Here is a 25267-nt window from a genome sequence, read left to right as displayed (position 1 = left end):
AGAAGTCATTCCGCAAGAAAGCGGGCGTAGCGGGGAAGATCCACATTGCCGCCGCTGATGAGCACGCCCACCCGCTTGCCGCGCAAGTCCACGCTGCCATTGCGCACACCTGCAAACGCCAGTGCGCCGGTGGGCTCCACCACGATCTTCATGCGTTCTGCAAAAAAGCGCAGGGCCTGTGCCAGTTGCTCATCTGAAGCGGTGACCATATCGAATGCACCGTTCTGGATGATGGGAAAGGTGATTTGCCCCAGCGCCTGCGTTTGCGCGCCATCGGCGATGGTGTGCGGCGTGGGAATCTGCACGATATGCCCGGCCTTGAAAGACTGCTGGCCGTCATTGCCAGCCTCTGGTTCCACCCCTACCACCTGGCATTGCGGGGCCAGCGCCTGCGCCGCCAGAATGCTGCCCGCCAGCAATCCGCCACCGCCCACGCACACAAAAAGAAAGTCCAGCTCCGGGACTTCCTGCAGCAACTCCAGCGCTGCGGTGCCTTGGCCAGCGATTACATGCGGGTGGTCAAAAGGGGGCACCAGGGTCATACCCCGCTCCTGCGCCAGCCTGCGGCTGATGGCCTCACGGTCTTCCGTGTAGCGGTTGTAGGTCACCACCTGAGCGCCGTATTCCCGCGTCGCCGCCATCTTGGTGGCCGGGGCATCTTCCGGCATGACGATGACGGCAGGCATGTCCAGCAGCCGTGCAGACAGGGCAATAGCCTGCGCGTGGTTACCGGCAGAAAACGCCAGCACGCCGTTTTCACGCTGCTCCGGGGTGAACTGCTTGAGCGTGTTGTAAGCGCCACGGAACTTGAAGGCACCGGTGCGCTGCAGGTTCTCGCATTTGAAAAAGAGATGCGCCCCGGTGCTCTCGTCTGCACTGGTGGACCGCAAGACCGGTGTGCGGTGCGCCACCCCTTGCAGGCGCTGGGCTGCAGCGGAGACATCGTCGAAGGTAGGGGCGGGCGGGCTGCTCAGGTTCATGAAGATTCCTCCTCGGGCGCGCGTGATGGGCACGTTGCATCATAGGCTTATTGCACCACTTGTGTGCCAAAAATGGTTCTGAGGCCCGAAAACAGTGCGCAAGCAGCTATGAAATTTGATGTCCTTCACAGAGGGGCTGGTTATACTGAACGCTCTCTTTTGCCCTTGAAAGTCGTCTCACATGCTCTTGTCTCGCCGCATTTTTGCCCTGGGTTTTGGCTTGGTCGCCTCGCTGAGTTTTTCTGCTGCAGCCTTGGCGCAAGGCAGTGCGAACGCGCAGGCGCGCGAACTGGTGGTGGCTTCCAGCGCTACCTACGCCCCCTTTGCCTTCGAAAACAAGGACAAGCAGATTGTGGGCTTTGACATTGACATCATCCAGGCCATTGCCAAGCAGCAAGGGTTCAAGATCAAAATCATCAACACCCCCTGGAGCGGCATTTTTGCCGCCCTCAACAATGGGGATGTGGATTTGGTCATCTCCGGTGTCACGATCAATGACAAGCGCCGCCAGAGCTACGATTTCACCGCCCCTTATTTCGCGGCTCACCAGCTCATTGCAGTGCCCAAGAGCAGCACAGTCGCCACGCTGAAGGATCTGAGCGGTAAAAAGATCGCAGTGGTCAATGCGTCCACGGCCGATGACGTCGCATCGCGCGAGTTTGGCAAGACCAGTCCCAACATCCGTCGCTTTGAAAGCACTCCTCTGATCATTTCGGAACTGGCTGGTGGTGGCGTGGATGCCGCAATTGGCGACAACGGCGTGATTGCCTACCGCGTGAGCCAAAACCCCGCCCTCAAGACCGTGGAAGATCCGAGCTTCCCTGAAGAAGGCTTTGGCATTGTGGTGCGCAAGGGCGAAAAGCCTCTTCTGGACAAACTCAATGCAGGCTTGGCCGCCATCCGTGCTGATGGCAGCTATGGCGACATCTACAAGAAGTGGTTCGCCAAGGAATACAAGGCGCGCTGATCGGCGCTGATCTCAGCCCATTGCCAACACCCCTTGCGGCCGCCCTAGCGGCCGTTTTTGCTGGGTTTGACTGGGCCCGGTGCGCTTTGCAAAGCGCAGTTTTACAGGAGAAATTTTGATGGAACCCGAACTGTGGTTTGGCTGGTTTCGGCCGGACATTCTGGTGGAATATCGCCAGCTTTTTCTTCAGGGCGCATGGATGACGTTGGGCATGACCGTGGTGTGCGTCGTGCTGGGTGGCTCATGGGGGCTGGTGCTGGCACTGGCGCGTCTTGCGCAGTCGCGCCATGCACCGTGGAGCTGGATATGCCGGTTTCTCCTGCGTTGGCCATCCACCGTGTACGTGAGTTTTTTCCGCGGTACACCGCTCTTCGTGCAAATTCTGTTGATGCACTTTGCCGTGATGCCTCTGTTCATTCACCCTGTCTCCGGACTGCTGATTGACGGAGATTTGGCCCGCACGCTGAAGCAGGAGCATGGCGCCTTGATATCCGGGATTGCCGCGCTCACGCTCAACTCGGCGGCCTACATCTCCGAGGTGTTTCGTGCGGGCATCCAGTCCATCTCCAAAGGGCAGTTTGATGCGGGGCGCTCCCTCGGCTTTACACCCATGCAGGTCATGCGGTACGTGGTGCTGCCCCAGGCCTTTCGCCGCATGCTGCCTCCACTGGGAAACAACATGATTGCGTTGCTGAAAGACACTTCGCTGGTATCTGCTATCGGTCTGGCGGAGATGGCATACGCGGCGCGCACGGTAGCGGGGGCTTATGCGCGGTATTGGGAACCTTACCTTGCGATTTCGCTGGCCTACTGGCTGATGACTCTGGCGCTGACGACCCTGTTGCGTCGGCTGGAGTGGCATTTGGCCCGCAGCGATCGCAGTTAGCAGGATGGACTGATGGGTTTGCGGGGCCGCGTTTGAAGGTCCTCTCGAGCGTGGGGGTGGGGCCGCCTACCGCAACGGTGTTTTGAACAGGTTCTCAAGGAGGGCATATGGACGCTGTAGATTGCGTGGTGGTTGGTGCGGGTGTCGTCGGTCTGGCCGTTGCACGGGCGCTTGCCTTGCAGGGCCGTGAGGTGTTGGTGCTGGAGGCCGCCGAGGCGATAGGTACTGGCACCAGCTCGCGCAACAGCGAAGTGATTCATGCCGGGCTGTATTACCCCACCGGTTCGCTCAAGGCGCGTCTGTGCGTGCGTGGTCGGCACATGCTGTACGACTACGCTCACGAACGTGGCGTTGCGCATCAACGTTGTGGAAAGCTGCTGGTGGCGACCTCGGAGGAACAGCGCCCTGGCCTGCAGGCCATTCAAGACAGGGCCTTCAGCAATGGCGTGAGTGATCTGCAATGGCTGACCGAGCAGCAGGCGAGGGCGCTGGAGCCAGAGCTGCGCTGTGTAGGGGCCTTGCTGTCGCCCAGCACCGGCATCATCGACAGCCACGGCTTCATGCTCGCATTGCAGGGAGATCTGGAGCACGCCGGGGGCATGGTGGTGCTCAATTCGCCGCTTGCGTCCGCAGGGATTGCGCAGGATGCTATTTATTTGGTAGCGGAAGATGGAACGGAACTGCGCGCTAATTGCGTGGTGAACTCGGCAGGGTTGATGGCTCCCCTGCTGGCTAGCAGCTTCAAGGGGCTTTCCTCAAGCGTTATTCCCCAGGCAAGGTTTGCCAAGGGAAACTACTTCACGCTTTCAGTCAAGGCGCCATTCAGGCACCTCATCTACCCGGTTCCCGAGTCTGCGGGGCTGGGCGTTCACCTGACGCTCGATCTGGGCGGGCAAGGCAAGTTTGGGCCCGATGTGCAGTGGGTCGATACGCCAGAGGATCTGGTGGTCGACCCCCGCCGCGGTGATGCGTTTTATGCGGAGGTTCGCAAGTACTGGCCTGGACTGCCGGATGGAGCCCTTCATGCAGGCTACGCAGGCATTCGCCCCAAGATCCATGGGCCGAATGAACCCGCTGCGGACTTCTGCATTCAGGGGCCTGAGGTGCATGGGGTTCCCGGCCTCGTCAATCTTTTCGGGATCGAATCGCCGGGGCTGACCAGCGCGTTGGCCATAGGTGAGTATGTGGCTGGGTTGCTGCAGTAGCGCACCTGCTGAATCCCTTCGCGTCGGTGTCCTACAGCAGATTTGCGCGCAGGACGGATAAGATATTTCTGGACGTTTCAGCACGCCGAAGAAAAGGCGGTACAGCGTTCCCCTTGCCGCTCCATGAGCCAGTGGCAGGGTTTGACAACACTCAATCGTGAAAGGGTATGTATGAGCACCTCGGACAACTCCACATCTTCCGGCGAACTCGAAAAACTGGTCTCTGACCTGCGGGGCCTGCTGGCGAGCAAGGACCTGGATGCGGTGCCAGACATCAAGATCCTGCGCCAGCGTCTGGACGATGGAATCCATTCCGCGCGTGAGGCAGCAGTGCGTGCAGCGCAAGATGCTGCCCGCCAAGCCAAAGATGCAGCTCTGGCGGCTGACCGCTACGCCCATGATGAACCCTGGCGGGTAGCGGGTGCAGCACTGGCTGTGGGTGCGCTGGTCGGTTTCTTGCTGGCACGCCGCTAATCCAGATCACGGCGAGCTCGCATGAACTGGCTTTCCCTGTTGGGCCTTGAGCAATGGGCTGCCCGAATGAGGGTGGCTGCGATCGAAGGAGCCATCGCGGCTGAAGACCGCATGGAGCTTGCCTTGCTGGAGTGGCAGGAACAAAAGCGCCGTCTCTTTCAGATGATGGTGCTTGCGGTCATTGCCATTGGGCTGACGGTGGTCAGTCTGGTGATGGTGTCCATGGCGGTGCTGGTGCACTTTTGGGACACCCCTCACCGTGCAACCACCGGATGGCTGATTGCCGCCGTGTGGGTGGTGGGCTGGATTGTGGCCTTGGCCACCCTCATGCGCACCGCCAAAGATGCTGGTCAGGGTTTTGCGCTGACCCGCCAGGAGCTGGCTCATGACTGGCGTGCCATCAAGGAGCGTTTATGACAGGTGCTGACCGTACCGTGCACTCTGCGGCAGAGGTATCGCTTGCCAAGCAGCGGGTGCTGTCGCGCATTACTGCACAGCGTGAGCGGATTCGTGCCAGACGGGAGGCAGCCTTGAATGCAGGCACCTCTCATGGGGCGGCACCCCTTCCACCTGAAACGCAGGAACCCTTGTTGGTGAGAGTGGTCCTGTTGGCAAAGCAGCATCCTGCATTGGTTGCTGCGGCGGTAGGCGTGGCCATGATGGCAGGGCCGAGCCGCTTGGTGCGCTGGGCCACGATTGCTTTGCCTTGGGTGATGAGATTGCGCCGGTGATGCGTGACTGAGTCAAGCAGTGATCTGGCTTTGATGTCTTGCTTGCAATAGATGAACCTGGCTGATATTCCAGCCAGGTTTTCTTTTTCAGCGAGGTGACGAAGAGCACGCCGCTTTGATGGCCTGTGCAGCTTGGCTGACCAATGCGGGCCCCTCATAGATCAGGCCCGTGTAGATCTGCACCACGTTGGCACCCGCTTCCATTTTGCTCACGGCATCGGCTGCGCTCATGATGCCTCCCACCCCAATGATGGGGAAGTCCTTCCCCAATGCGGCGCGGAGTTGGCGAATCACCCGGTTGCTGGCTTGCAGCACCGGTGCACCGCTCAAGCCCCCTGTTTCGGTGGCATGCGGCATGCCCTGGACAGCCTCTCTGGAAATGGTGGTGTTTGTGGCGATCACGCCATCCATGCCGTGGCGTTTCAGTGTTGCGGCAATCACCTCAATTTGTGTGTCATCCAGGTCGGGGGCAATCTTCACGAAGACGGGTACGCGTCGCTTGGTCCGTTGTGTAGAACCCGCGTGCGGCAGCTCTTGCGAAGCGAGCCATTCGCGGCGCTCGGCAATCGCGCCAAGCAACTGGTCCAGCGCTTCATCGCTTTGTAGGGCACGCAGGTTTTGGGTGTTGGGAGAGCTGATGTTGATCGTGACGTAGTCAGCGTGGGGGTACACGCCGTCCAGGCAGGTGAGATAGTCACTGGTTGCGTTCTCGATAGGCGTGGTGGCGTTCTTGCCAATGTTCAGACCCAGAAGCATGGGGCTGCCGCTGACGGGGGCAGAGCGAAAACGCGCGCGCTGCACGTTTTGGATGAAGGCATCCAGCCCTTCATTGTTGAAACCCAGACGATTGATGAGTGCCCGTGCCTCCGGAATCCGGAACATACGAGGCTTGGCGTTGCCCGGTTGCCCTTTGGGCGTCACGGTGCCCACTTCGACAAAGCCAAAGCCCATGGCACCCAGTGCATCAATGCAGCGGGCGTTCTTGTCCAAGCCTGCCGCCATGCCCACCCGGTTGGGAAAACGCAGCCCTGCCAGCTCGACCGGATCATTGACCCGGCTATTGCACCACGCCCATTGCATGGGGGTGTTCTGCCCTTTGGCCAGCAGGTTCATGGTCAGGTCATGGGCGGCCTCGGGGTCCATGCCAAAGAGGAAGGGGCGGGTGAAAGCGTAAGGAATGAGCGACATGGAACGATAATGGAGTAATTACCTTTGATTTTCCCTCATGACGACATCATCTCCCCTGTCGCAAGACGAACTCAAGGCCTTGGTGGGCAAGGCTGCGCTTCAATATGTGGTGCCCGGCGAAATCGTTGGCGTGGGCACTGGCTCCACGGTCAACAAGTTCATCGATGCCTTGGCTGGCATGAAGGCGGACATCAAAGGCGCTGTGTCCAGCTCTGTGGCCAGCACCGAGCGGCTGCGCGCACTGGGCATTCCTGTGTTTGATGCCAATGAGGTGGAGTCGCTGTCCGTCTACATCGACGGGGCGGACGAGATTGATGGCAAGGGCCACATGGTCAAAGGTGGCGGCGCTGCGCTGACGCGCGAGAAAATCGTGGCTGCCATGGCTCAGCGCTTCGTCTGCATCGCCGATGAGTCCAAGCGAGTGGATGTGCTTGGCAAGTTTCCGCTGCCCGTGGAGGTGATCCCCATGGCCAGTGCGCACATCGCCCGCCGCTTCGCTTCACTGGGGGGGCAGGCCCACATTCGCCAGAAGGATGGCAAGCCGCTTGTGACGGACAACGGTCAGCACATCCTCGACGTTACGGGCCTGGCCATTGCTGATCCGCTGGCTTTTGAGTCGGAAGTAAACCAATGGCCCGGCGTGGTGACCGTGGGCGTCTTTGCCCATCAAAAAGCATCCGTGTGCTTGCTGGGGACGGCTGAAGGTGTGAAAACGCTGACCTACTGAGCGAGGTCTCCTGCCAATGCAAAGGGCTCTCCGAGGAGAGCCCTTTTTATATCCAGATTGCCGCTTAGAACTTCAAGCCAGCAGGGTTGTTGGGGTTGACGGGGTTGTCTTCTTGCGCAGGCCGAGGCACGGGGCGGCGCGCTGGCTCTGTCTGTGTAGAGGCTGCAGGCTCAGGTGCTTTCACGGGTTGGGTGAGTGGTGCAGCCGCTGGGCGGCGATAAGTACGGGGAAGCTGCGATGTTTTGGGGTAGCCGGCGGCATCCAGGTACTGTGTCCACTCTGTATCAAGAAAGCCCGTCAGACGCTGGTTCCCAATGGTGACAAAGGGCAGTCCCCCTTCGTTGCCACGGCTCTTGAGTGCTTCCAGATCTTCGTTGGTGTTTACCGTGCGCTCAGAAAACGGAATACCGCGATTTTCCAGAAATCGCCTTGCAGTATCACATGGTGCGCAGTTCTGGCCCGTGTACAGCGTTACCGGATAACGCGCCGCAGTTTTGCCAAGCTCGTAGGGCAAATCTGCCGCAGGCGCAGCGCCTGAGCCTGTGCCAGGCGTGACAGCCTGAGCCGACTTGGCCGCAGTCTCTGGTGGGCGATCCGAAAAAGTCACTTTTCCATCTGGTCCCACAATGCGGTACACCGTCTGGGCCTGAGCGCCGATGCACAGCAGCGCCAGCATCAGTGGCAGGGAAACCCGGTTGAGCAGCATTTTTTCTCCTTGGCGTCTACAGGTCAGTCAACTGTTCAGGATTGTGGCGCATCGGCCATGCCTTGGTGGCGCAGCAATGCATCAAGCTGAGGCTCACGGCCACGGAAGGCTTTGAAGGATTCCATGGCTGGGCGGCTGCCACCGGCTTCAAGGATTGCCTGGCGATAGCGGCGACCTGTCTCCAGGCTGGGCTGTCCATCCGGACCCTTGGTTTCTTCAAAGGCGGCATAGGCGTCTGCACTCAGCACCTCTGCCCATTTGTAGCTGTAGTAACCCGCTGCATAACCGCCAGCGAAGATATGGCTAAAGGTGTGCGCAGTGCGGCTGAAGGCCGGGGGCTGCAGCACGGCCACTTCCTCGCGCACCCGGGTGAGCAGGGGCATGATGTCGTCAGCCGGGTTGTGCTCGGTGTGCAGCAGCATGTCGAACAGCGCAAACTCGATTTGCCGCAGGGTCTGCATCCCGCTCTGGAAGTTCTTGGCGGCAATCATCTTGTCAAACAAGGCTCGCGGCAGGGCTGCGCCTGTGTCCACATGGGCCGTCATGTGCTTGAGCACATCCCATTCCCAGCAGAAGTTCTCCATGAACTGGCTGGGCAGTTCTACCGCATCCCATTCCACACCGCCAATGCCGGACACATCGCGCTCGTTCACCTGGGTGAGCATGTGGTGCAGGCCATGACCAAACTCGTGGAAGAGGGTGATCACGTCATCATGTGTGAGCAGGGCGGGCTTGCCATCCACACCGTCTGCAAAGTTGCACACCAGATGTGCCACAGGGGTTTGCAGCGCGCCCGTGTCGGGGCGCAGCCAGCGGGTGCGCACGTCGTCCATCCACGCGCCGCCGCGCTTGCCTGTGCGGGCTGGCTGGTCCAGATAGAACTGGCCCACCAGCTGGCCGTTGCGTTCAATGCGGTAGAACTCTACCGAGGAGTGCCAGACGGGTGCGGAATCGCGCCGGATGGCGACCTCGAACAGGGTTTCGATGATCTTGAACAGGCCTGCGAGCACCTTGGGGGCCGTGAAATACTGTTTGACCTCCTGCTCGCTGAAAGCGTAGCGTGCTTCCTTCAGCTTCTCGGAGATGTAGGGCCAGTCCCAAGCCTGCGGATTGCTGAGGCCCAGCTCAGTGCGGGCAAACTCGCGCAGGTCGGCAACATCTTTTTCGGCGTAGGGCTTGGCGCGGCGGGCCAGGTCGCGCAGGAAATGGATCACCTGCTCGGGGGACTGGGCCATTTTGGGCACGACTGACACTTCGCCAAAGTTGGCGTAGCCCAGCAGTGCCGCTTCTTCCTTGCGCAGCGCCAGGATTTCGTTGATCAGTGCCGTGTTGTCAAACTTGCGTGCATCTCCCTCGGCCTGATCCGATGCGCGTGTGACGTAGGCACGGTACAGCTTCTCACGCAGATCGGCCCGTTGCGCAAACTGCATCACAGGCAGATAGCAAGGCATCTTGAGGGTGAGCTTGTAGCCGGTCTTGCCTTCGGCCTGTGCCGCTGCCAGTGCGGCTTGCTGCACATCGGCGGGCACGCCCGCCAACTCGTCTGCGGTGGCGTAGTAGGCGAAGGCGTCGGTGGCGTCCAGCGCGTTTTCGCTGAACTTTTGGCTCAGTTCTGCCTGGCGTTCCTGAATTTTGGCGAAGCGATCCTTGGCTTCTCCTTGCAGTTCAGCCCCGCTAAGAACAAAGTTACGCACCGCGTTTTGGTGCGCCTTGCGTTGTTCAGGGTTCAGTGTCGCGGGATCAATCGCCTTGTACTTGGCATACAGCCGCTCATCAGCACCCAGCCGTGTCCAGAACTCCGTCACCTGGGGCAGCGCTGCGTTGTAGGCGGCCCGCAGTTCTGGCGTATCTGCAACGCTGTTGAGATGGCTGACCGCCCCCCATGCAATGCCCAGCTGCTCGGTGGCCACATCCAGAATCTTGGCGATGGCGTCCCAGCGGGCCGGAAAGTCGGCTGCCGTCACGGTTTCCAGCGCGGCATTTGCCCGCTCCAAGAGCGTGTTAATGGCCGGGGCAACATCCGCGGGCTGAATGCGGTCAAACGCGGGCAGGGTCGAGAAGTCGAGGAGTGGATTGCTCATGCGTTGGTAGATGGCGATAGGGGACGCTGGTTCAAGTCGCTGAACCCGCCGGAGTGCAAAAAGTGACGAGGGGGATTTACCCCGCAGCGCGCTCTGCCGCTTCCAGCGTGTTGACCAGCAGCATGGTAATCGTCATGGGGCCAACCCCTCCAGGCACGGGGGTGATCCAGCCTGCCACTTCCTTCACGCCCGCAAAGTCCACATCGCCGCACAGCTTGCCATCGTCGGTGCGATTCATGCCCACATCCAGCACCACGGCACCGGGCTTGACCATGTCGGCCGTCAGCACGTTGCGTTTGCCCACGGCGGCCACGATCACGTCGGCTTGCAGAGTCTGCGCCTTGAGGTCTGCCGTGCGGGAGTGGCAGACCGTGACAGTGGCATCCTTTTGCAGCAGCATCAGTGCCATGGGTTTGCCCACGATGTTGCTGCGGCCAATCACCACGGCGTGTTTGCCCTTGAGGTCGTAGCCAATGCTCTCCAGCATCTTCATGCACCCGTAGGGAGTGCAGGGCCAAAAGCCGGGCATGCCGGTCATCAACGCGCCCGCGCTGGCGATGTGGAAACCGTCCACATCCTTGGCGGGCGAGATGGCCTCGATCACCTTCTGTGCATCGATGTGGGCGGGCAGCGGAAGCTGCACCAGGATGCCGTGGATGCTGGGGTCGTTGTTCAGTGCCTCGACGCGGGCCAGCAAGTCCGCTTCGGACATGGTGGCCTCGTACTTTTCCAGCACCGAGTGCAGGCCGCTGTCTTCACAGGCCTTGACCTTGTTGCGCACGTAGACCTGGCTGGCAGGGTTGTCCCCGACCAGGATCACGGCCAGGCCGGGTGTGGTGCCGCGGGCCTTGAGTGCAGCGGCGCGCTGGGCGACTTCAGTGCGCAGCTGGCGGGAGAGGGCGTTGCCGTCGATGAGTTGAGCAGTCATTTTGTGAGTACAAATAAAAACAGCTGCCAGCGCAGTCAGTACAAGCGCAAGCAGCTATCAAAAAAGGAGCAATCAGGCCTTGGGAGCGTTCTGGCCCAGTGCAATCTTCAGCAAATCGGCCACGGTGTTGGCGTTGAGCTTTTCCATGATGTTGGCGCGGTGCGCTTCCACGGTCTTGATGCTGATGCCCAGGTCGTCGGCAATCTGCTTGTTCAGGCGACCCGCCACGATGCGTTCGAGCACCTGGGCCTCGCGGCTGGTGAGTTTGGAGAGCAGTGCATCGCGGCTGGCAGCCTGCTGGTAGCCCGCGAAGGCCTCACGGGCATGGTCCAGCATGCGCTCCACCAGCCCCAGCAGTTCTTCCTCGTCAAATGGCTTCTGGATGAAGTCGAGTGCGCCCTTCTTCATGGTGTTCACCGCCATGGGCACGTCGCCGTGGCCGGTAATGAACACGATCGGCAGGGGGGACTTGCGTTCGATCAGTCGGTCTTGCAGTTCCAGACCCGTCATGCCGCCCATGCGGATATCCACGATCAGGCAGGCGACTTCGCGGGGGTCATAGCGTGAGAGGAATGTTTCAGCCGAATCAAAGCAGCGCACCCGGTAGTCCTTGCCTTCCAGCAACCACTGCAGTGAATCGCGGACGGCTTCATCATCATCTACAACGTAAACAGTGCCTTTTTTCGGAATCAAGCTCATGCAATGGTCCTCGGAGTTGGTTCGTTCGCTACAGAGTTTGTAGTGTCATCGGCAGGCTTTGCCAGGGGCAGCCAGAAGGAGAAACGGCAGCCCGCAACCTCTGGTCCATTGTAGATGTTCTCTGCCTGCATCCTTCCCTGGTGAGACTCGACAATGCTGCGGCACAGATTCAGCCCCATGCCCATGCCTTCCTGCTTGGTGGAGAAGAAGGCTTCGAACAGGCGCTCCAGCACCTCGGGGGCCAGCCCCTTTCCGGTGTCCTGCACCGAGAATTCGACGACTTCGCGCTCGTCGATGTATTTGGGAACCACCCGCAGTTCCACGCTGCGGCCCGAGGGTGGGCGCTGCGCGTGCTGGATGGACTCCGCCCCGTTTTTCATCAGGTTCACCAGCACCTGCTCGATCAGGATGGAGTCCGCCATCACGGGCGGCAGCCGCGCCGCCACGTAATGCGTCAGGCGCACGTTGTGGCGGCGCAGTTCGATGTCGGCCAGCTCCACGGCCTCAGACACCATGTGGTGCACGTCGGCCAGGGTACGGTTGGGCTCGCTTTTTTTCACAAACGCACGGATGCGCTGGATGATCTGCCCGGCCCGCTGGGCCTGGTGCGCCGTTTTTTGCAGGGCAGAGAGCAGGGCTTCTTCTGAAATCTGCCCGCTCTGGATGCGTGACACCATGCCGGAGCAGTAGTTGCTGATGGCGGTGAGCGGCTGGTTCAATTCATGCGCCACACTGGAGGCCATCTCGCCCATGGTGATGAGGCGGCTGACGGATTGGGCTCGTTCGGCCTGCCGTGCCGCCTGTTCCTCCGCCAGTCTGCGGGGGGTGATGTCGGTGGCAATCACCATCTGCGCCAGGCGGCCATCCACCCAGTTCAGGTAACGCGAGCGCACCTCCAGCCACTTGCCCAGGTCAGGCAGGTAAATCTCGGCGTTCTCCGAGCGGGCGCTGGTCAGCGGGTCGGTGGGCAGGCCCATCAATCCATCTTCGTCGTCCACGCCGCCGCTACTGCTGTTGCCAGAAGGCAAAACACCGGCTTGCGCTACCAGCTGCAGGTGTCCGGTGGTCTGCGATCCGAACCACTGGCGGTAGAGTTTGTTGGCAAACAGCAGCTCTTCACTGCCCAAAGGGGCTACCGAGACCGAGGCGTCCAGCGATTCCAGCACGATGGTGAAGCGCTCGTGCGCCGCCGTGAGCTGCTGCCGCACCCGGTTGGGCTCGGTAATGTCGGTCATCGAAGTCATCCAGCCCGTTTGCTGGCCATGCGCATCAATCAGGGGGGATACATACAGGCGCGCATCGAACAAGGTGCCGTTCTTGCGCTGCACCCGCACCTGAAAGCCGCCGCTCACGCTGCGGCCGCTGAGTTCATCGCGCAGCTTGGCGTGCAGGATTTCATGGTCTTCCTTGGGCCAGTAGGGGAAGGGGGGCAAAAGGCCCACCAGCTCCGCCTCGCTCCAGCCTGTCATCTGGCACAGGGCGGCGTTTACGTAGGTGATGCGGCCTTCCATGTCCAGCGCACGCATGCCCGTGAGGATGGAGTTCTCCATCGCACGGCGGAAGTTGGTCTCTGCCACCAGCGCCTGCTGGGCTTGCATCCGTCTGCGCGTGTGCCTCCAGGTGGCAATCAGCATCCACGCCGTCATGGCGCTGAGCGTGCCCACCAGCCAGAAAAGGCCGCTGCCCACCACCCCTAAGGATGTGCGGTAGGCCTGGGCCCGCAAGACCAGCCCGTTGCCTACAGGTGATACAGGCACCTCATATTCGTTGGCCTTGGGCGTCCAGGGCAGCAAGTGAGTGGCCGGGTTACGGGTGGCCAGCGGGGTGCCCGCCAGCACCTGGCTGCGGGCATCCAGCAGTGTCACGGCATAGCGTGCCAGCACCTCGGTGGGAATGCCGTAGCGCAGCAGGCTGTCTATGGAGTATTCCCCCAGCACCACGCCTGCAAACTTGCCCTGGTTGTTCAGGGGCACTTGCAGCTGCAGCAGGGGCGACGCGTCGCCCTTGGCGACAGAAGGCTGCATGTAGACCGGTTGCTGCAGGTCCCGAGCCAGGCCATAGGTATCAGCGGTGTCGCCTGGTTTGAGCACCTCTCCTGCCACGCGCAGCTGCTGGCTGGAAAGGGTGGGTGCTGCGTGGCTGGCCCGAATCTTCCGCCGCTCATCAATCCAGGTGATGGCCTGCAACTCGGGGTACTGGCTGATCAGCGCCTCGGCCCGGTTCACAAACTCGCCGCGTTCCAGCTCCTGGTTGGAGAGGTCGCGCGCGATGCGCATCAATTGCTCCTGCCGTTCCAGCAGACGCAGGCGCACGCGCTGTTGTGCGTATTCCACATCGCGCCGTAGGGCTTCCTGTTCCCTTTCGGCCTCTTCGGCCCGCAAATACCAGAAAGCCGCCACGATGGCGGCCAAAAACATCATCACCGCGGCCAGCGGGGCCAGGGCTGCGAAACGGTCTTGTCGGGTGGGCGAGAGGCTGCGCCACCACCTGCGCCACCAGCGGGCAGGCGCCGCGATGGCCGAGGGCGCTGCGGGCTCGGCTGTGCGTGTAGTTTGCATGGCCGAAGTGTAGGGGAGAGCGCCTGCACTTTTCAGTAGCTGAAATATTGTGCGGTTGCAGCAATTTTTCTTAATATGAAATGAATAAGCACTATTTGAAATGTGGGAGAAGTGTGCGAAACTAGCCGCGATTTTTTTGCCAGCTGCACTTCACAGGAGACAAAAGCATGTCAGCTCAGCCCGACCCACAGGCCGGCCTCGGTATCGGCACCGACGCAGACCAGCAGGAAACCCGCGAATGGTTGGACGCTTTGTCCGCCGTGATCGAAAAAGAGGGCCCTGAGCGCGCCCACTCCCTGCTTGAACAGCTCCTGGAACATGCACGCCAGAGCAGCATCGACATGCCTTTCTCGGCCAACACCGGGTATGTCAACACCATCGAGCCCGAGAAAGAGGCCCATTGCCCCGGCAACATCGCCATCGAAAAGCGCCTGCGCGCCTACATGCGCTGGAACGCCATGGCGATGGTGGTGCGTGCCAACCGCCTCAACCCCGCTGACGGCGGCGACCTGGGCGGCCACATTGGCTCCTTCGCCTCGGTAGCCAGCATGTTTGGTGCGGGCTTCAACCACTTCTGGCACGCCGAGAGCGAAAACCACGGCGGTGACCTGCTCTACATCCAGGGCCACAGCGCGCCCGGCATCTATGCCCGCGCTTACCTCGAAGGCCGACTGACTGAGCAGCAGCTCGACAGCTTCCGCCAGGAAGTGGACGGCAAGGGCCTGTCCAGCTATCCGCATCCCAAGTTGATGCCTGATTTCTGGCAGTTCCCCACCGTGTCCATGGGCCTTGGCCCGCTGATGGCGATCTACCAGGCTCGCTTCCTCAAGTACCTGCACGCCCGTGGCATCGCCAACACCGAAAACCGCAAGGTCTGGGTGTTCTGCGGCGACGGCGAAATGGACGAGCCCGAATCCCTGGGCGCGATCGGCCTGGCTGCGCGTGAAAACCTCGACAACCTCGTGTTTGTCATCAACTGCAACCTGCAGCGTCTGGATGGCCCCGTGCGCGGCAACGGCAAGATCGTGCAAGAGCTGGAAGGCGAGTTCCGTGGCGCTGGCTGGAATGTCATCAAGCTGCTGTGGGGCAATGGCTGGGACGAGCTGCTGCGCCGCGACAAGAGCGGCAAGCTCAAGCAGCTGATGATGGAAACGCTGGACGGCGACTACCAGGCCATGAAGGCCAACGACGGTGCCTTTGTGCGCAAGAACTTCTTTGGCAAGTACCCCGAGACTGCCAAGCTGGTCGAGCACATGACCGACGAAGAAATCTTCGAGCTGCGCCGTGGCGGCCACGAGCCCGCCAAGGTCTATGCCGCCTTCCACGCCGCCAACGAGCACAAGAACCAGCCCACCGTGCTGCTGGTCAAGACTGTCAAGGGCTACGGTATGGGCAAGGCCGGTGAAGGCAAGAACACCGTGCACCAGACCAAGAAGCTGTCGGACGAAGACATCAAGTACATCCGCGACCGCTTCAACATCCCGATCCCGGACAGCCAACTGGCCGACATTCCGTACTACAAGCCTGCGGACGACACGCCCGAAATGCAGTACCTGCACGAGCGCCGCAAGGCCCTCGGAGGTTATCTGCCCCACCGCCGCGCCAAGGCCGATGAGAGCTTCACGGTGCCGTCGCTGGAAACGTTCAAGTCCGTGCTGGAGCCCACTGCCGAAGGCCGTGAAATCTCCACAACGCAGGCTTATGTGCGCTTCCTGACCCAGTTGCTGCGCGATCAGGCCATTGGCCCCCGCGTGGTGCCCATCCTGGTGGACGAAGCCCGTACCTTCGGTATGGAAGGCCTGTTCCGCCAGATCGGTATTTACAACCCCAAGGGCCAGCTCTACACCCCGGTCGACCGCGACCAGGTGATGTACTACAAGGAAGACAAGGCTGGCCAGATCCTGCAAGAGGGCATCAACGAAGCGGGCGGTATGGCCAGCTGGATTGCTGCGGCCACCTCGTACAGCACGAACAACCGGATCATGATCCCGTTCTACGTGTACTACTCCATGTTCGGCTTCCAGCGCATTGGCGATCTGGCCTGGGCTGCGGGCGACATGCAGGCACGCGGCTTCCTGCTGGGCGGCACCTCCGGCCGTACCACCCTCAACGGTGAAGGCCTGCAGCACGAAGACGGTCACAGCCACATCCTGGCCAACACCATCCCCAACTGCATCAGCTACGACCCCACCTTCGCCCACGAAGTCGCGGTCATCATGCACCACGGCCTGAAGCGTATGGTGGAGCGCCAGGAAAACGTCTTCTACTACCTGACGCTGCTGAACGAGAACTACGCCATGCCTGGTCTGCAGCCTGGCACCGAAGAGCAGATCATCAAGGGCATGTACCTGTGCAAGCCCGGTGCCGACGGTGACAAGCGCGTGCAACTGCTGGGTTCGGGCACTATCCTGCGTGAATCGCTGGAAGCCCAGACCCTGCTGGCCGCTGACTGGGGCGTACAGGCCGACGTGTGGAGCTGCCCAAGCTTCAACGAACTGACCCGTGAAGGCCAGGACGTGGACCGCTGGAACCTGCTGCACCCGCTGGAAACGCCTCGCGTGCCTTTCGTCACCCAGCAACTGGTCAGCCGCAGCGGCCCCGTGGTGGCTTCCACCGACTACATGAAGGCCTACGCCGAGCAGATCCGCCCCTTCGTCCCCAAGGGCCGCACCTACCGCGTGCTGGGTACCGACGGCTTCGGCCGCTCGGACTTCCGCAGCAAGCTGCGCGAGCACTTCGAGGTGAACCGCCACTACATCGTGGTCGCTGCCCTGCGTGCGCTGGCCGACGACGGTGTGGTGCCTATGGCCAAGGTGGCCGAGGCGATTGCCAAGTACGGCATCAATGCCGACAAGATCAACCCCCTGTACGCTTAAAACGAACCGGAGACAACGATGGCATTGGTAGATATCAAAGTCCCGGACATCGGGGATTTCGACGAAGTCGGCGTGATCGAGCTGCTCGTCAAGGTGGGTGACACCGTCAAGGCCGAGCAGAGCCTGATCACTGTGGAGTCCGACAAGGCCTCCATGGAGATTCCCTCCAGCCACGCTGGCGTGATCAAGGAACTGAAAGTCGCCCTGGGCGACAAGGTCAAGGAAGGTTCCGTGATTGCCGTGATCGAAGCCGCCGACGCTGGCGCGGCAGCCGCCCCAGCGGCAGCGCCTGCCCCCGCAGCTGCCGCTGCACCAGTGGCAGCTCCAGCTTCTGCACCTGCTGCCCCCGCAGCTCCTGCGGCAGCCCCTGCTGCCTCCGGCCCCATTGAAGTGCGCGTGCCCGACATTGGCGACTTCAAGGACGTGGCCGTGATCGAGCTGCTGGTCAAGCCCGGCGACACGATCAAGGTGGAGCAGTCCCTGTTCACCGTGGAGTCCGACAAGGCCTCCATGGAAATCCCATCGCCCGCAGCGGGCGTGCTCAAGGAGCTGAAGGTCAAGCTGGGCGACACCGTCAACATCGGTGACCTGGTGGCCGTGCTGGAAGGCGCAGTGGCTTCTGCCGCGCCTGCAGCACCCGCAGCGGCTGCACCAGCCCCTGTGGCAGCACCCGTGGCCGCTCCTGTGGCTTCTGCAGCCCCTGCCGTGGCGGCTGCAGCCCCCGCAGCCGCTGTCGCCGTGGCTGCAGCGCCTGCCCACACCCCTGGCGGTGCCCCTGTGGGCCTGCCACACGCCAGCCCCTCGGTGCGCAAGTTTGCCCGCGAGTTGGGCGTGCCGCTGGAAGAAGTCAAGGGCTCCGGCCCCAAGGGTCGCATCACGGCCGAAGACGTGCAGGCCTTCACCAAGCAGGTGATGACCGGCGCGGTGCAGACCAAGGCCCAGGCGGCCAAGGCTCCTGCAGCGGCATCCGGTGGCTCCGGCGTGGGTCTGGACCTGCTGCCCTGGCCCAAGGTGGACTTTGCCAAGTTCGGCCCCGTCGAGCGCAAGGACCTCTCTCGCATCAAGAAGATCAGTGGCGCCAACCTGCACCGCAACTGGGTGGTCATCCCGCACGTCACCAACCACGACGACGCGGACATCACCGACTTGGAAGCCTTCCGCGTGCAGTTCAACAAAGAGAACGAGAAGAGCGGCGTCAAGGTCACCATGCTGGCCTTCATGATCAAGGCCGCCGTGGCCGCGCTCAAGAAGTTCCCCGAGTTCAACAGCTCGCTCGACGGCGACCAGCTGGTGCTGAAGAACTACTTCCACATCGGCTTTGCCGCCGACACGCCCAACGGTCTGGTGGTTCCCGTCATCAAGGATGCCGACAAGAAGGGCATCGTGCAGATCAGCCAGGAAATGGCCGACCTCGCCAAGAAGGCGCGCGACGGCAAGCTCGGCCCGGCCGACATGACCGGTGGCTGCTTCTCCATCAGCTCGCTGGGTGGTATTGGTGGCCGTTACTTCACGCCCATCATCAACGCGCCTGAAGTCGCCATCATGGGTGTGTGCAAGAGCAGCCTGGAGCCCAAGTGGGACGGCAAGCAGTTCGCGCCGCGCCTGATGCTGCCCCTGAGCCTGAGCTGGGACCACCGCGTGATCGACGGCGCTGCGGCTGCACGCTTCAACGTGTACTTTGCCTCGCTGCTGGCGGACTTCCGCCGCATCGTGATGTAACGCGAGGGCACCACACATGGCAATCATCGACATCAAAGTGCCCGACATTGGCGATTTCGCCGAAGTCGGCGTGATTGAAGTACTGGTCAAGCCCGGCGACGCCATCAAGGCTGAGCAGAGCCTGATCACCGTGGAGTCTGACAAGGCCTCCATGGAGATTCCCTCCAGCCACGCAGGCGTGGTCAAAGAGCTGAAAGTGAAGCTGGGCGACAAGGTCGCCGAAGGCTCCGTGGTGCTGACGCTGGAAGTGGAGGGCGCGGGTGCCGCAGCCCCTGCACCAGCAGCCGCCCCAGCGCCCGCAGCTTCTGAGTCAAAATCTGCTCCAGCGCCCGCGCCACAAGCGCAAGCAGCTATCAATCCAGTAGCATCCAGCTTCGCTGGCTCGGCCGATCTGGAGTGTGATGTGCTCGTGCTGGGCGGCGGCCCTGGCGGCTACAGCGCTGCCTTCCGCGCCGCCGACCTGGGCCTCAAGGTCGTCATCGTCGAGCGCTACGCCACCCTGGGCGGCGTGTGCCTCAACGTGGGCTGCATCCCCTCCAAGGCGCTGCTGCACGTGGCCGCGGTGATGGACGAGGTCTCGCACCTGTCCGCCGCAGGCATTGACTTTGGCGCGCCCAAGGTCAACGTCGATACGCTGCGTGGCCACAAAGAGAAAGTCATCGGCAAGCTCACCGGCGGCCTGGCCGCCATGGCCAAGATGCGCAAGGTGACCACCGTGCGCGGCTACGGTGCTTTCGTCGGCGCCAACCACCTCGAAGTGGAAGAAACCACCGGCACCGGCCAAGAGAAGACGGGCACCAAGAGAACAATAGCCTTCAAGCGCGCCATCATTGCCGCTGGCAGCCAGGCCGTGCGCCTGCCTTTCATGCCCGACGATCCACGCGTGGTCGATTCCACCGGCGCGCTGGCGCTCAAGGAAGTGCCTAAGCGCATGCTCATCCTGGGCGGCGGCATCATCGGCCTGGAAATGGGCACCGTCTACAGCACGCTGGGCGCACGCCTGGACGTGGTGGAGATGATGGACGGCTTGATGCAAGGCGCAGACCGCGACCTGGTGAAGGTGTGGCAAAAGATGAATGCCCACCGCTTCGACAACATCATGCTCAAGACCAAGACCGTGTCCGCACGCGCCTTGCCCGAGGGCATCGAAGTGACCTTTGCCGCAGCGGAAGAGGGCGGCACCGCCCCCGCGCCCCAGGTGTACGACCTGGTTCTGCAGGCCGTGGGCCGCACACCCAACGGCAAGAAGATTGCCGCTGAAAAGGCAGGCGTGGCCGTCACAGACCGTGGCTTCATCAACGTCGATATCCAGATGCGCACCAACGTGCCGCACATCTTCGCCATCGGCGACATCGTGGGCCAGCCCATGCTGGCGCACAAGGCGGTGCATGAAGCGCACGTGGCGGCAGAAGTCATCGCCGGTGAACTGCAGGGCAACAAGGAACTGGCCGCAGCAGCGTTCAACGCCCGCGTGATCCCCAGCGTCGCCTACACCGACCCCGAAGTGGCCTGGGTGGGTCTGACCGAAGACCAGGCCAAGGCCCAGGGCATCAAGGTCAAGAAGGGCCTGTTCCCCTGGACCGCCTCTGGCCGCGCCATCGCCAATGGCCGCGACGAGGGCTACACCAAGCTGCTGTTCGACGACTCGCCCGAGGCCCACGGCCACGGCAAGATCCTGGGCGGCGGCATCGTGGGCACCCATGCGGGCGACATGATTGGCGAGATCGCCCTGGCCATCGAGATGGGCGCAGACGCCGTGGACATCGGCAAGACCATCCACCCGCACCCCACGCTGGGCGAAAGCATCGGCATGGCAGCGGAGATTGCGCACGGCAGCTGCACGGATGTGCCGCCGCAGAAGAAGTGAGCCAAAGTGAGCTGAGAAACTGCTGAAAACGCTACGGATTCAGTAGCTGGCCGCGCAGATTCCGCAAGGGCTGCGCGGCTTTTTTGTTTCTACAATTCCAACTGTTGGGGCAAGGCCGCACAATCCAGCAATTGCTCTGTCAACGGCCCTGTCCCAAAGCTCGATCGGCGGTGAACGCTGCCATGGTAGAGGCCTATTGGCTGATTGGTCAGCGCATCGTGCAAGAGGAGCAGCAAGGGCAGCAAAAGGCGCAGTACGGCACGCGGTTGATGCAAGAGCTTTCTGCGGCGCTCACCGCAGACTTTGGCAAGGGCTTTTCCTATGCCAACTTGTACAACTTTCGTCAGTTCTACCGGGTGTTTCCGGATCAACAGATTCTCTACACGCTGTGTAGAGAATTGAGCTGGAGCCACCTGCGCCTGATCATTCGGGCCGATTCGCAGCGGGCCATGGAGTACTACTGCAACGAGGCGCGGGCACAGAACTGGACGGTACGCCAGCTAGAGCGGCACATCCAGACCAAGGATTACGAACGCTTGCTGTCTACCCAGACGCATGTTTCAGGGCCAGCGGAAAAGGCCGCACACCTGGATTTCATCAAAGACCCTTATGTGCTGGAGTTTTTGCAGTTACCAGAGTCCGGCCCAATCAGAGAGAGTGAGCTTGAGCAGGCCATCATTGATGAACTGCAAAAGTTTCTGCTGGAGTTGGGCAAGGGTTTTTCGTTTGTGGCGCGGCAAATGCGCATCAGCACCGAGACCAGCCACTTCTTCATTGACTTGGTTTTCTATAACTATCTGCTCAAGTGCTTTGTCATTATCGACTTGAAAACAGGCAAGCTCACCCACCAAGACATTGGCCAGATGGACATGTATGTGCGCATGTTTGATGACCTCAAGCGCGGCGAGGACGACAACCCAACCATTGGCATCATCTTGTGCGACAGCAAGGATGAAACGGTCGTCAAGTACTCCGTGATCAAAGAGAGCCAGCAGCTTTTTGCATCCAAATATCAGCGGGTGCTGCCCACAGAAGAAGAGTTGATTGCCGAGATTGAGCGTGAAAAGCGTTTGATTGGCGGCGTCAAAGAAAACGCGCCTGCCGACAGCGGGCAAGGCTAAACATCGATATGACCGAACAAAACCAAATACAACTGGGCAAGACCCTTTGGGCCATTGCCGACCAACTGCGCGGGGCGATGGATGCGGACGATTTCCGCGATTACATGCTGTCGTTTCTGTTTTTGCGCTATTTGTCAGACAACTACGAGACTGCGGCCAAAAAGGAGCTGGGTAGCGATTACCCTAAGCTGCCACTGGCGGGCGATGACAACCGCGTGCCTTTGGCCGTTTGGTATGCCGACAACGCAGCCGATGTGCCTGCGTTTGAAAAGCAGATGCGCCGCAAGGTGCACTATGTGATTAAGCCGGAATTTCTATGGAGCAGCATTGCGCACATGGCGCGCACGCAGCACACGGGTTTGCTCAATACGCTGCAAGAGGGTTTCAAGTACATCGAAACCGAGTCGTTCCAAAGCACGTTTGGCGGGCTGTTTTCTGAAATTGACCTGAGCTCGCCCAAGCTGGGCAAAGGCTACACCGAGCGCAATGCCAAGCTGTGCGTGGTGATTCAGAAGATTGCCGAGGGGCTGGCCGACTTTTCTACCAGCGTAGATGCGTTGGGCGATGCATATGAGTACCTGATTGGCCAGTTTGCGGCGGGCTCGGGCAAGAAGGCGGGCGAGTTTTATACGCCGCAGCAAATCTCAGACATCCTCTCGACCATCGTCACGCTGGACAGCCAGGAGCCACGCACGGGTGCGCGGCAACGGCTCGATAGCGTGATGGACTTTGCCTGTGGCTCGGGCTCGCTGCTTTTGAACGTGCGCAAGCGCATGGGGCCGCATGGCATTGGCAAGATTTACGGGCAAGAGAAGAACATCACCACCTACAACCTGGCGCGCATGAACATGCTGCTGCACGGGGTGAAGGACACAGAGTTTGAAATTTTCCACGGCGACACGCTGGCCAACGACTGGGACATGCTGCGCGAGATGAATCCGGCCAAAAAGCCCGCGTTTGACGCCATTGTGGCCAACCCGCCGTTCAGCTACCGCTGGGAGCCTAACGAGGCCATGGCGGACGATGTGCGCTTTAAAAGCCATGGCCTCGCGCCCAAGTCGGCGGCAGACTTTGCCTTTTTGCTGCATGGCTTTCACTTCCTCAAAGACGAGGGCGTGATGGCCATCATCCTGCCGCACGGGGTGCTGTTTAGGGGCGGGGCGGAGGAGCGCATTCGCAAGAAGCTGCTGCTGGATGGCAACATCGACACGGTGATCGGTTTGCCGTCAAACCTGTTCTATTCCACCGGCATTCCGGTGTGCATCTTGGTGCTGAAGAAGTGCAAGAAGCCGGACGACGTGCTCTTCATCAACGCTGCCGAACACTTTGCCAAGGGCAAGCGCCAGAACCAGCTTACGGATGAGCACATCGCCAAGATCATCCACACCTATCAGTACCGCGAGGAAGAGGCCCGCTATTCACGCCGAGTGGAGATGGCTGAGATTGAGAAGAACGACTTCAATCTGAACATCTCGCGCTACATCAGCACGGCGGTGGGCGAGGCAGAGATTGACCTGGAGGCGACGCACCGCGAGTTGGTTGAGATCGAAAAGACCGTTGCTGTAGCCAAAGTCAAGCACAACGCTTTCTTGAAAGAGCTGGGCTTGAAGCTGTTGCCGTGAGCTGCTGATGAGGGCCGCCTATGAACAAGCTGCCCTGCGACCGGAGAAAGTGGGTAGATGGGTAGGTGGATAAATAGGGGGCTACATAGAGTGAGGCAATGAATGGATGTTTCTTGGAAAGCGCTTCAGTACCTGCATGCTTGGGACCACCAGCATTCGATTGAAGGCGGCATCGCATGTGAGCAGGAGCTTCGACAGTACCGCTTGGATTATTCGGTAGAGAGCCTGGGTCGGATCGACGCCTTTCTTGACGGACTGCGCGCCTCCCATAGCGATCGCTTGGTGCCGGGGACTGTGTGGGCGCCTGAGTACCACAGGCTGCTACGGTTGCTGGCCTTTTATATGGGCGAGGTCATTGCCCGCAGCAGCCAGCGCAGCCCGGTGTGGCTGACGTTTGAGCAGTTCGTCGAGCAATACGGGGGCGACCCTGCCGAAGATTGCCTTGAGCACAGCTTGGTGTTGATCGACGGGACGATTGTGTTCATGCCGCTGGTGTCGATTGTGGCTCGGGTCACGGAGGATTCTGGTCGCAAAAGCGTGAGCACCAGTGCCCGCGCCCTGATCACCGCCGATTGGCAATTGCCGCCGCAAGCGGCGCAGCCGCTCCCGCCTTGGCCAGCGCCCGCCTGGGTCACGGAAACCTCTGAGCGAATCGCTGCGGCATCGGCAGACGTGCTTAAGGCGTATGAGATGGACGAGCCGTTTTGGGCATCTGACGATGATTTGCATCGGTTGTTCACTCATGCGCCCGAGCTGTTGCGCAGCGGGCGGGTGGTGTGGGGCGCATTGGTGCAAGCGAACAATGGGCTTTTCGACCCTTCCGGCTTTTTGGCTGATGGAGGTGCTCCAGCAGAAGTCCTTTATGACCCGCTCGGACGCGCTACGCGCGACGGTTTGTGTGAAGTGGCGAGGGCTGTGTTTGCATGCAAAGGCCAGCCGTCTGAAGACCCTCAGACGGCACAGGTAAGCGAACACCTGGCGGCAGAAACCTTGCGTGCGTTTGGGATGGCGGTTCCGCGCCAGTTGTCTTCTTACCCGCTGCAGCTCTCTACCACCTGGGTCAGCTCCCGTTATTTGCATCTGCGCCATCTGGTGCTGCCATGTGTTCCGCTGCTGGTCTCTCAGACCATGCCTGGCATGGTGCTGCCGGTGCCCAGCAGTTTTTGGCCTGAAGATTTGTTGCAGGAATGGGAGTCGGCAGCCCAGCGGCGGCCGCGCGGCCCGCACGACCGGCCCCTGTACGTGTCCCCCCGCGAACTGGAGCACATGCAGCCCAGCAGCCTGGTGGAAGAAGCCCACCTGTACTTTGCGGGAAAAGGCGTTCCGCAAGACATGGACAAGGCGCGCAGTGCGTGGGAAAAAGCCGCGCAGCAGGGCAGCTTCACCGCGTTGCGGCAGTTGGCTCAACTGTATGAGCAAGGCTTGGGGGTGGAGCGCGATGTGCGCAAGGCGATCATCCACTACGAGCTGGCCGCTGACAGCGGCTGCAGTGAATCGCGCCAGCATGCAGAGCGGCTGAAGGCGCAGATGCAGAGGGGGGCGGTGGCCTCTTCTGGTGTGCAGCCTGACAGCGATACCCCCGACGCGTGGTGTGACCGTGCGCTGAAGTTGTTGCAGGACCAACATGCTCACCGTTATCTGGACGAGATGCTGAAACTATTGAAGCGAGGCGCTCGGCGCAACCATCGGGACAGCCTGTTCAATCTGGGGGTGGTTTACCACAACGGCGATCTTTTGCCGCGCCAGGGCCGCATCTCCATAGGCTATCTGCAGCGTGCAGCAGAGCTAGGCCATCCAGTCGCCAGCGAATTCGTGGCTAAACGAAAGCGCACATTGATTGGCCTGTGGGAGTGGTACTTCCGTGTGCGGGATGCGGAGAACCACTAGCGGTGCTGCGATTCCGCAGCGGAAGGTTCGTGCAAATAATCTGCT

The 25267-nt window shown here is 61.0% G+C and carries 19 protein-coding genes; 12 read left to right on the top strand and 7 right to left on the bottom strand.

Annotation, left to right across the window (positions count from 1 at the left end; translation table 11 throughout):
* Positions 1–5: 5 nt before the first annotated feature.
* Complete coding sequence (locus tag AACH87_RS12275) at positions 6–980, bottom strand: threo-3-hydroxy-L-aspartate ammonia-lyase (protein WP_338794741.1); 975 nt, start codon at positions 978–980, stop codon at positions 6–8.
* 181 nt (positions 981–1161) lie between these two features.
* Between AACH87_RS12275 and AACH87_RS12270 the strand changes: the two genes are divergently transcribed.
* The 5 genes from AACH87_RS12270 (at position 1162) to AACH87_RS12250 (ending at position 4929) form a co-directional block, all read left to right on the top strand.
* A complete protein-coding gene (locus tag AACH87_RS12270; RefSeq protein WP_338794740.1) occupies positions 1162–1947 on the top strand; it encodes a basic amino acid ABC transporter substrate-binding protein in 786 nt (261 codons plus the stop codon).
* A 115-nt stretch (positions 1948–2062) separates the two neighbouring features.
* Positions 2063–2833: an amino acid ABC transporter permease gene (locus AACH87_RS12265; protein ID WP_338794739.1), complete on the top strand. Its 771-nt coding sequence runs from the start codon at positions 2063–2065 to the stop codon at positions 2831–2833.
* Positions 2834–2940: 107 nt separating this feature from the next.
* A complete protein-coding gene (locus tag AACH87_RS12260) occupies positions 2941–4038 on the top strand; it encodes an NAD(P)/FAD-dependent oxidoreductase (protein ID WP_338794738.1) in 1098 nt (365 codons plus the stop codon).
* Positions 4039–4209: 171 nt separating this feature from the next.
* The gene (locus tag AACH87_RS12255) at positions 4210–4512 is read left to right on the top strand and encodes a DUF883 family protein (protein WP_338794737.1); all 303 of its coding nucleotides are present in this window, start codon (positions 4210–4212) and stop codon (positions 4510–4512) included.
* A 21-nt stretch (positions 4513–4533) separates the two neighbouring features.
* Positions 4534–4929: a phage holin family protein gene (locus AACH87_RS12250; RefSeq protein WP_338794736.1), complete on the top strand. Its 396-nt coding sequence runs from the start codon at positions 4534–4536 to the stop codon at positions 4927–4929.
* 401 nt (positions 4930–5330) lie between these two features.
* On the opposite strand, the gene AACH87_RS12245 is transcribed toward AACH87_RS12250, so the two are convergent.
* Positions 5331–6431 (bottom strand): quinone-dependent dihydroorotate dehydrogenase, encoded by a 1101-nt coding sequence (locus tag AACH87_RS12245; RefSeq protein ID WP_338794735.1) that lies wholly within the window; start codon positions 6429–6431, stop codon positions 5331–5333.
* Positions 6432–6468: 37 nt separating this feature from the next.
* Here AACH87_RS12245 and rpiA point away from each other — a divergent pair, with 37 nt between their 5' ends.
* Positions 6469–7158 (top strand): ribose-5-phosphate isomerase RpiA, encoded by a 690-nt coding sequence (gene rpiA, locus AACH87_RS12240; protein WP_338794734.1) that lies wholly within the window; start codon positions 6469–6471, stop codon positions 7156–7158.
* 64 nt (positions 7159–7222) lie between these two features.
* Here the strand turns inward: rpiA and AACH87_RS12235 are convergent, their stop codons facing one another.
* The 5 genes from AACH87_RS12235 to AACH87_RS12215 form a co-directional block, all read right to left on the bottom strand.
* Positions 7223–7864, bottom strand: coding sequence for a glutaredoxin family protein (locus AACH87_RS12235; RefSeq protein WP_338794733.1), 642 nt, complete (start codon positions 7862–7864; stop codon positions 7223–7225).
* A 35-nt stretch (positions 7865–7899) separates the two neighbouring features.
* Positions 7900–9945 (bottom strand): M3 family metallopeptidase, encoded by a 2046-nt coding sequence (locus AACH87_RS12230; RefSeq protein WP_338794732.1) that lies wholly within the window; start codon positions 9943–9945, stop codon positions 7900–7902.
* Between the two features lie 76 nt (positions 9946–10021).
* Positions 10022–10873: a bifunctional methylenetetrahydrofolate dehydrogenase/methenyltetrahydrofolate cyclohydrolase FolD gene (gene folD / locus AACH87_RS12225; RefSeq protein ID WP_338794731.1), complete on the bottom strand. Its 852-nt coding sequence runs from the start codon at positions 10871–10873 to the stop codon at positions 10022–10024.
* 72 nt (positions 10874–10945) lie between these two features.
* Positions 10946–11572 carry a response regulator transcription factor gene (locus AACH87_RS12220; protein ID WP_338794729.1) on the bottom strand — a complete coding sequence of 209 codons (627 nt, stop codon included), beginning with the start codon at positions 11570–11572 and terminating at the stop codon, positions 10946–10948.
* Positions 11569–14130, bottom strand: a complete 2562-nt coding sequence (locus AACH87_RS12215) for a PAS domain S-box protein (RefSeq protein WP_338794727.1) — start codon at positions 14128–14130, stop codon at positions 11569–11571. Before AACH87_RS12215 ends, AACH87_RS12220 begins: the two co-directional genes overlap by 4 nt.
* A 167-nt stretch (positions 14131–14297) precedes the next feature.
* Here AACH87_RS12215 and aceE point away from each other — a divergent pair, with 167 nt between their 5' ends.
* From aceE to AACH87_RS12185, 6 genes are all read left to right on the top strand, one after another.
* Positions 14298–17006, top strand: a complete 2709-nt coding sequence (gene aceE / locus AACH87_RS12210) for a pyruvate dehydrogenase (acetyl-transferring), homodimeric type (RefSeq protein ID WP_338794725.1) — start codon at positions 14298–14300, stop codon at positions 17004–17006.
* 18 nt (positions 17007–17024) lie between these two features.
* Entirely contained in the window at positions 17025–18725 is a 1701-nt protein-coding gene (gene aceF / locus AACH87_RS12205; protein ID WP_338794723.1) for a dihydrolipoyllysine-residue acetyltransferase, read from the top strand.
* A gap of 16 nt (positions 18726–18741) precedes the next feature.
* Entirely contained in the window at positions 18742–20592 is a 1851-nt protein-coding gene (lpdA, locus tag AACH87_RS12200) for a dihydrolipoyl dehydrogenase (protein ID WP_338794722.1), read from the top strand.
* 83 nt (positions 20593–20675) lie between these two features.
* Complete coding sequence (locus AACH87_RS12195) at positions 20676–21713, top strand: PDDEXK nuclease domain-containing protein (protein ID WP_338794720.1); 1038 nt, start codon at positions 20676–20678, stop codon at positions 21711–21713.
* 8 nt (positions 21714–21721) lie between these two features.
* Entirely contained in the window at positions 21722–23335 is a 1614-nt protein-coding gene (locus AACH87_RS12190) for a type I restriction-modification system subunit M (protein WP_338794719.1), read from the top strand.
* 102 nt (positions 23336–23437) lie between these two features.
* Positions 23438–25222, top strand: a complete 1785-nt coding sequence (locus AACH87_RS12185; protein ID WP_338794718.1) for a tetratricopeptide repeat protein — start codon at positions 23438–23440, stop codon at positions 25220–25222.
* Positions 25223–25267: the final 45 nt, after the last annotated feature.

The sequence above is a fragment of the Acidovorax sp. DW039 genome, assembly GCF_037101375.1.
Taxonomy (GTDB): Bacteria; Pseudomonadota; Gammaproteobacteria; order Burkholderiales; family Burkholderiaceae_C; genus Acidovorax.
This window is presented reverse-complemented; position numbering and strand designations above follow the sequence as displayed.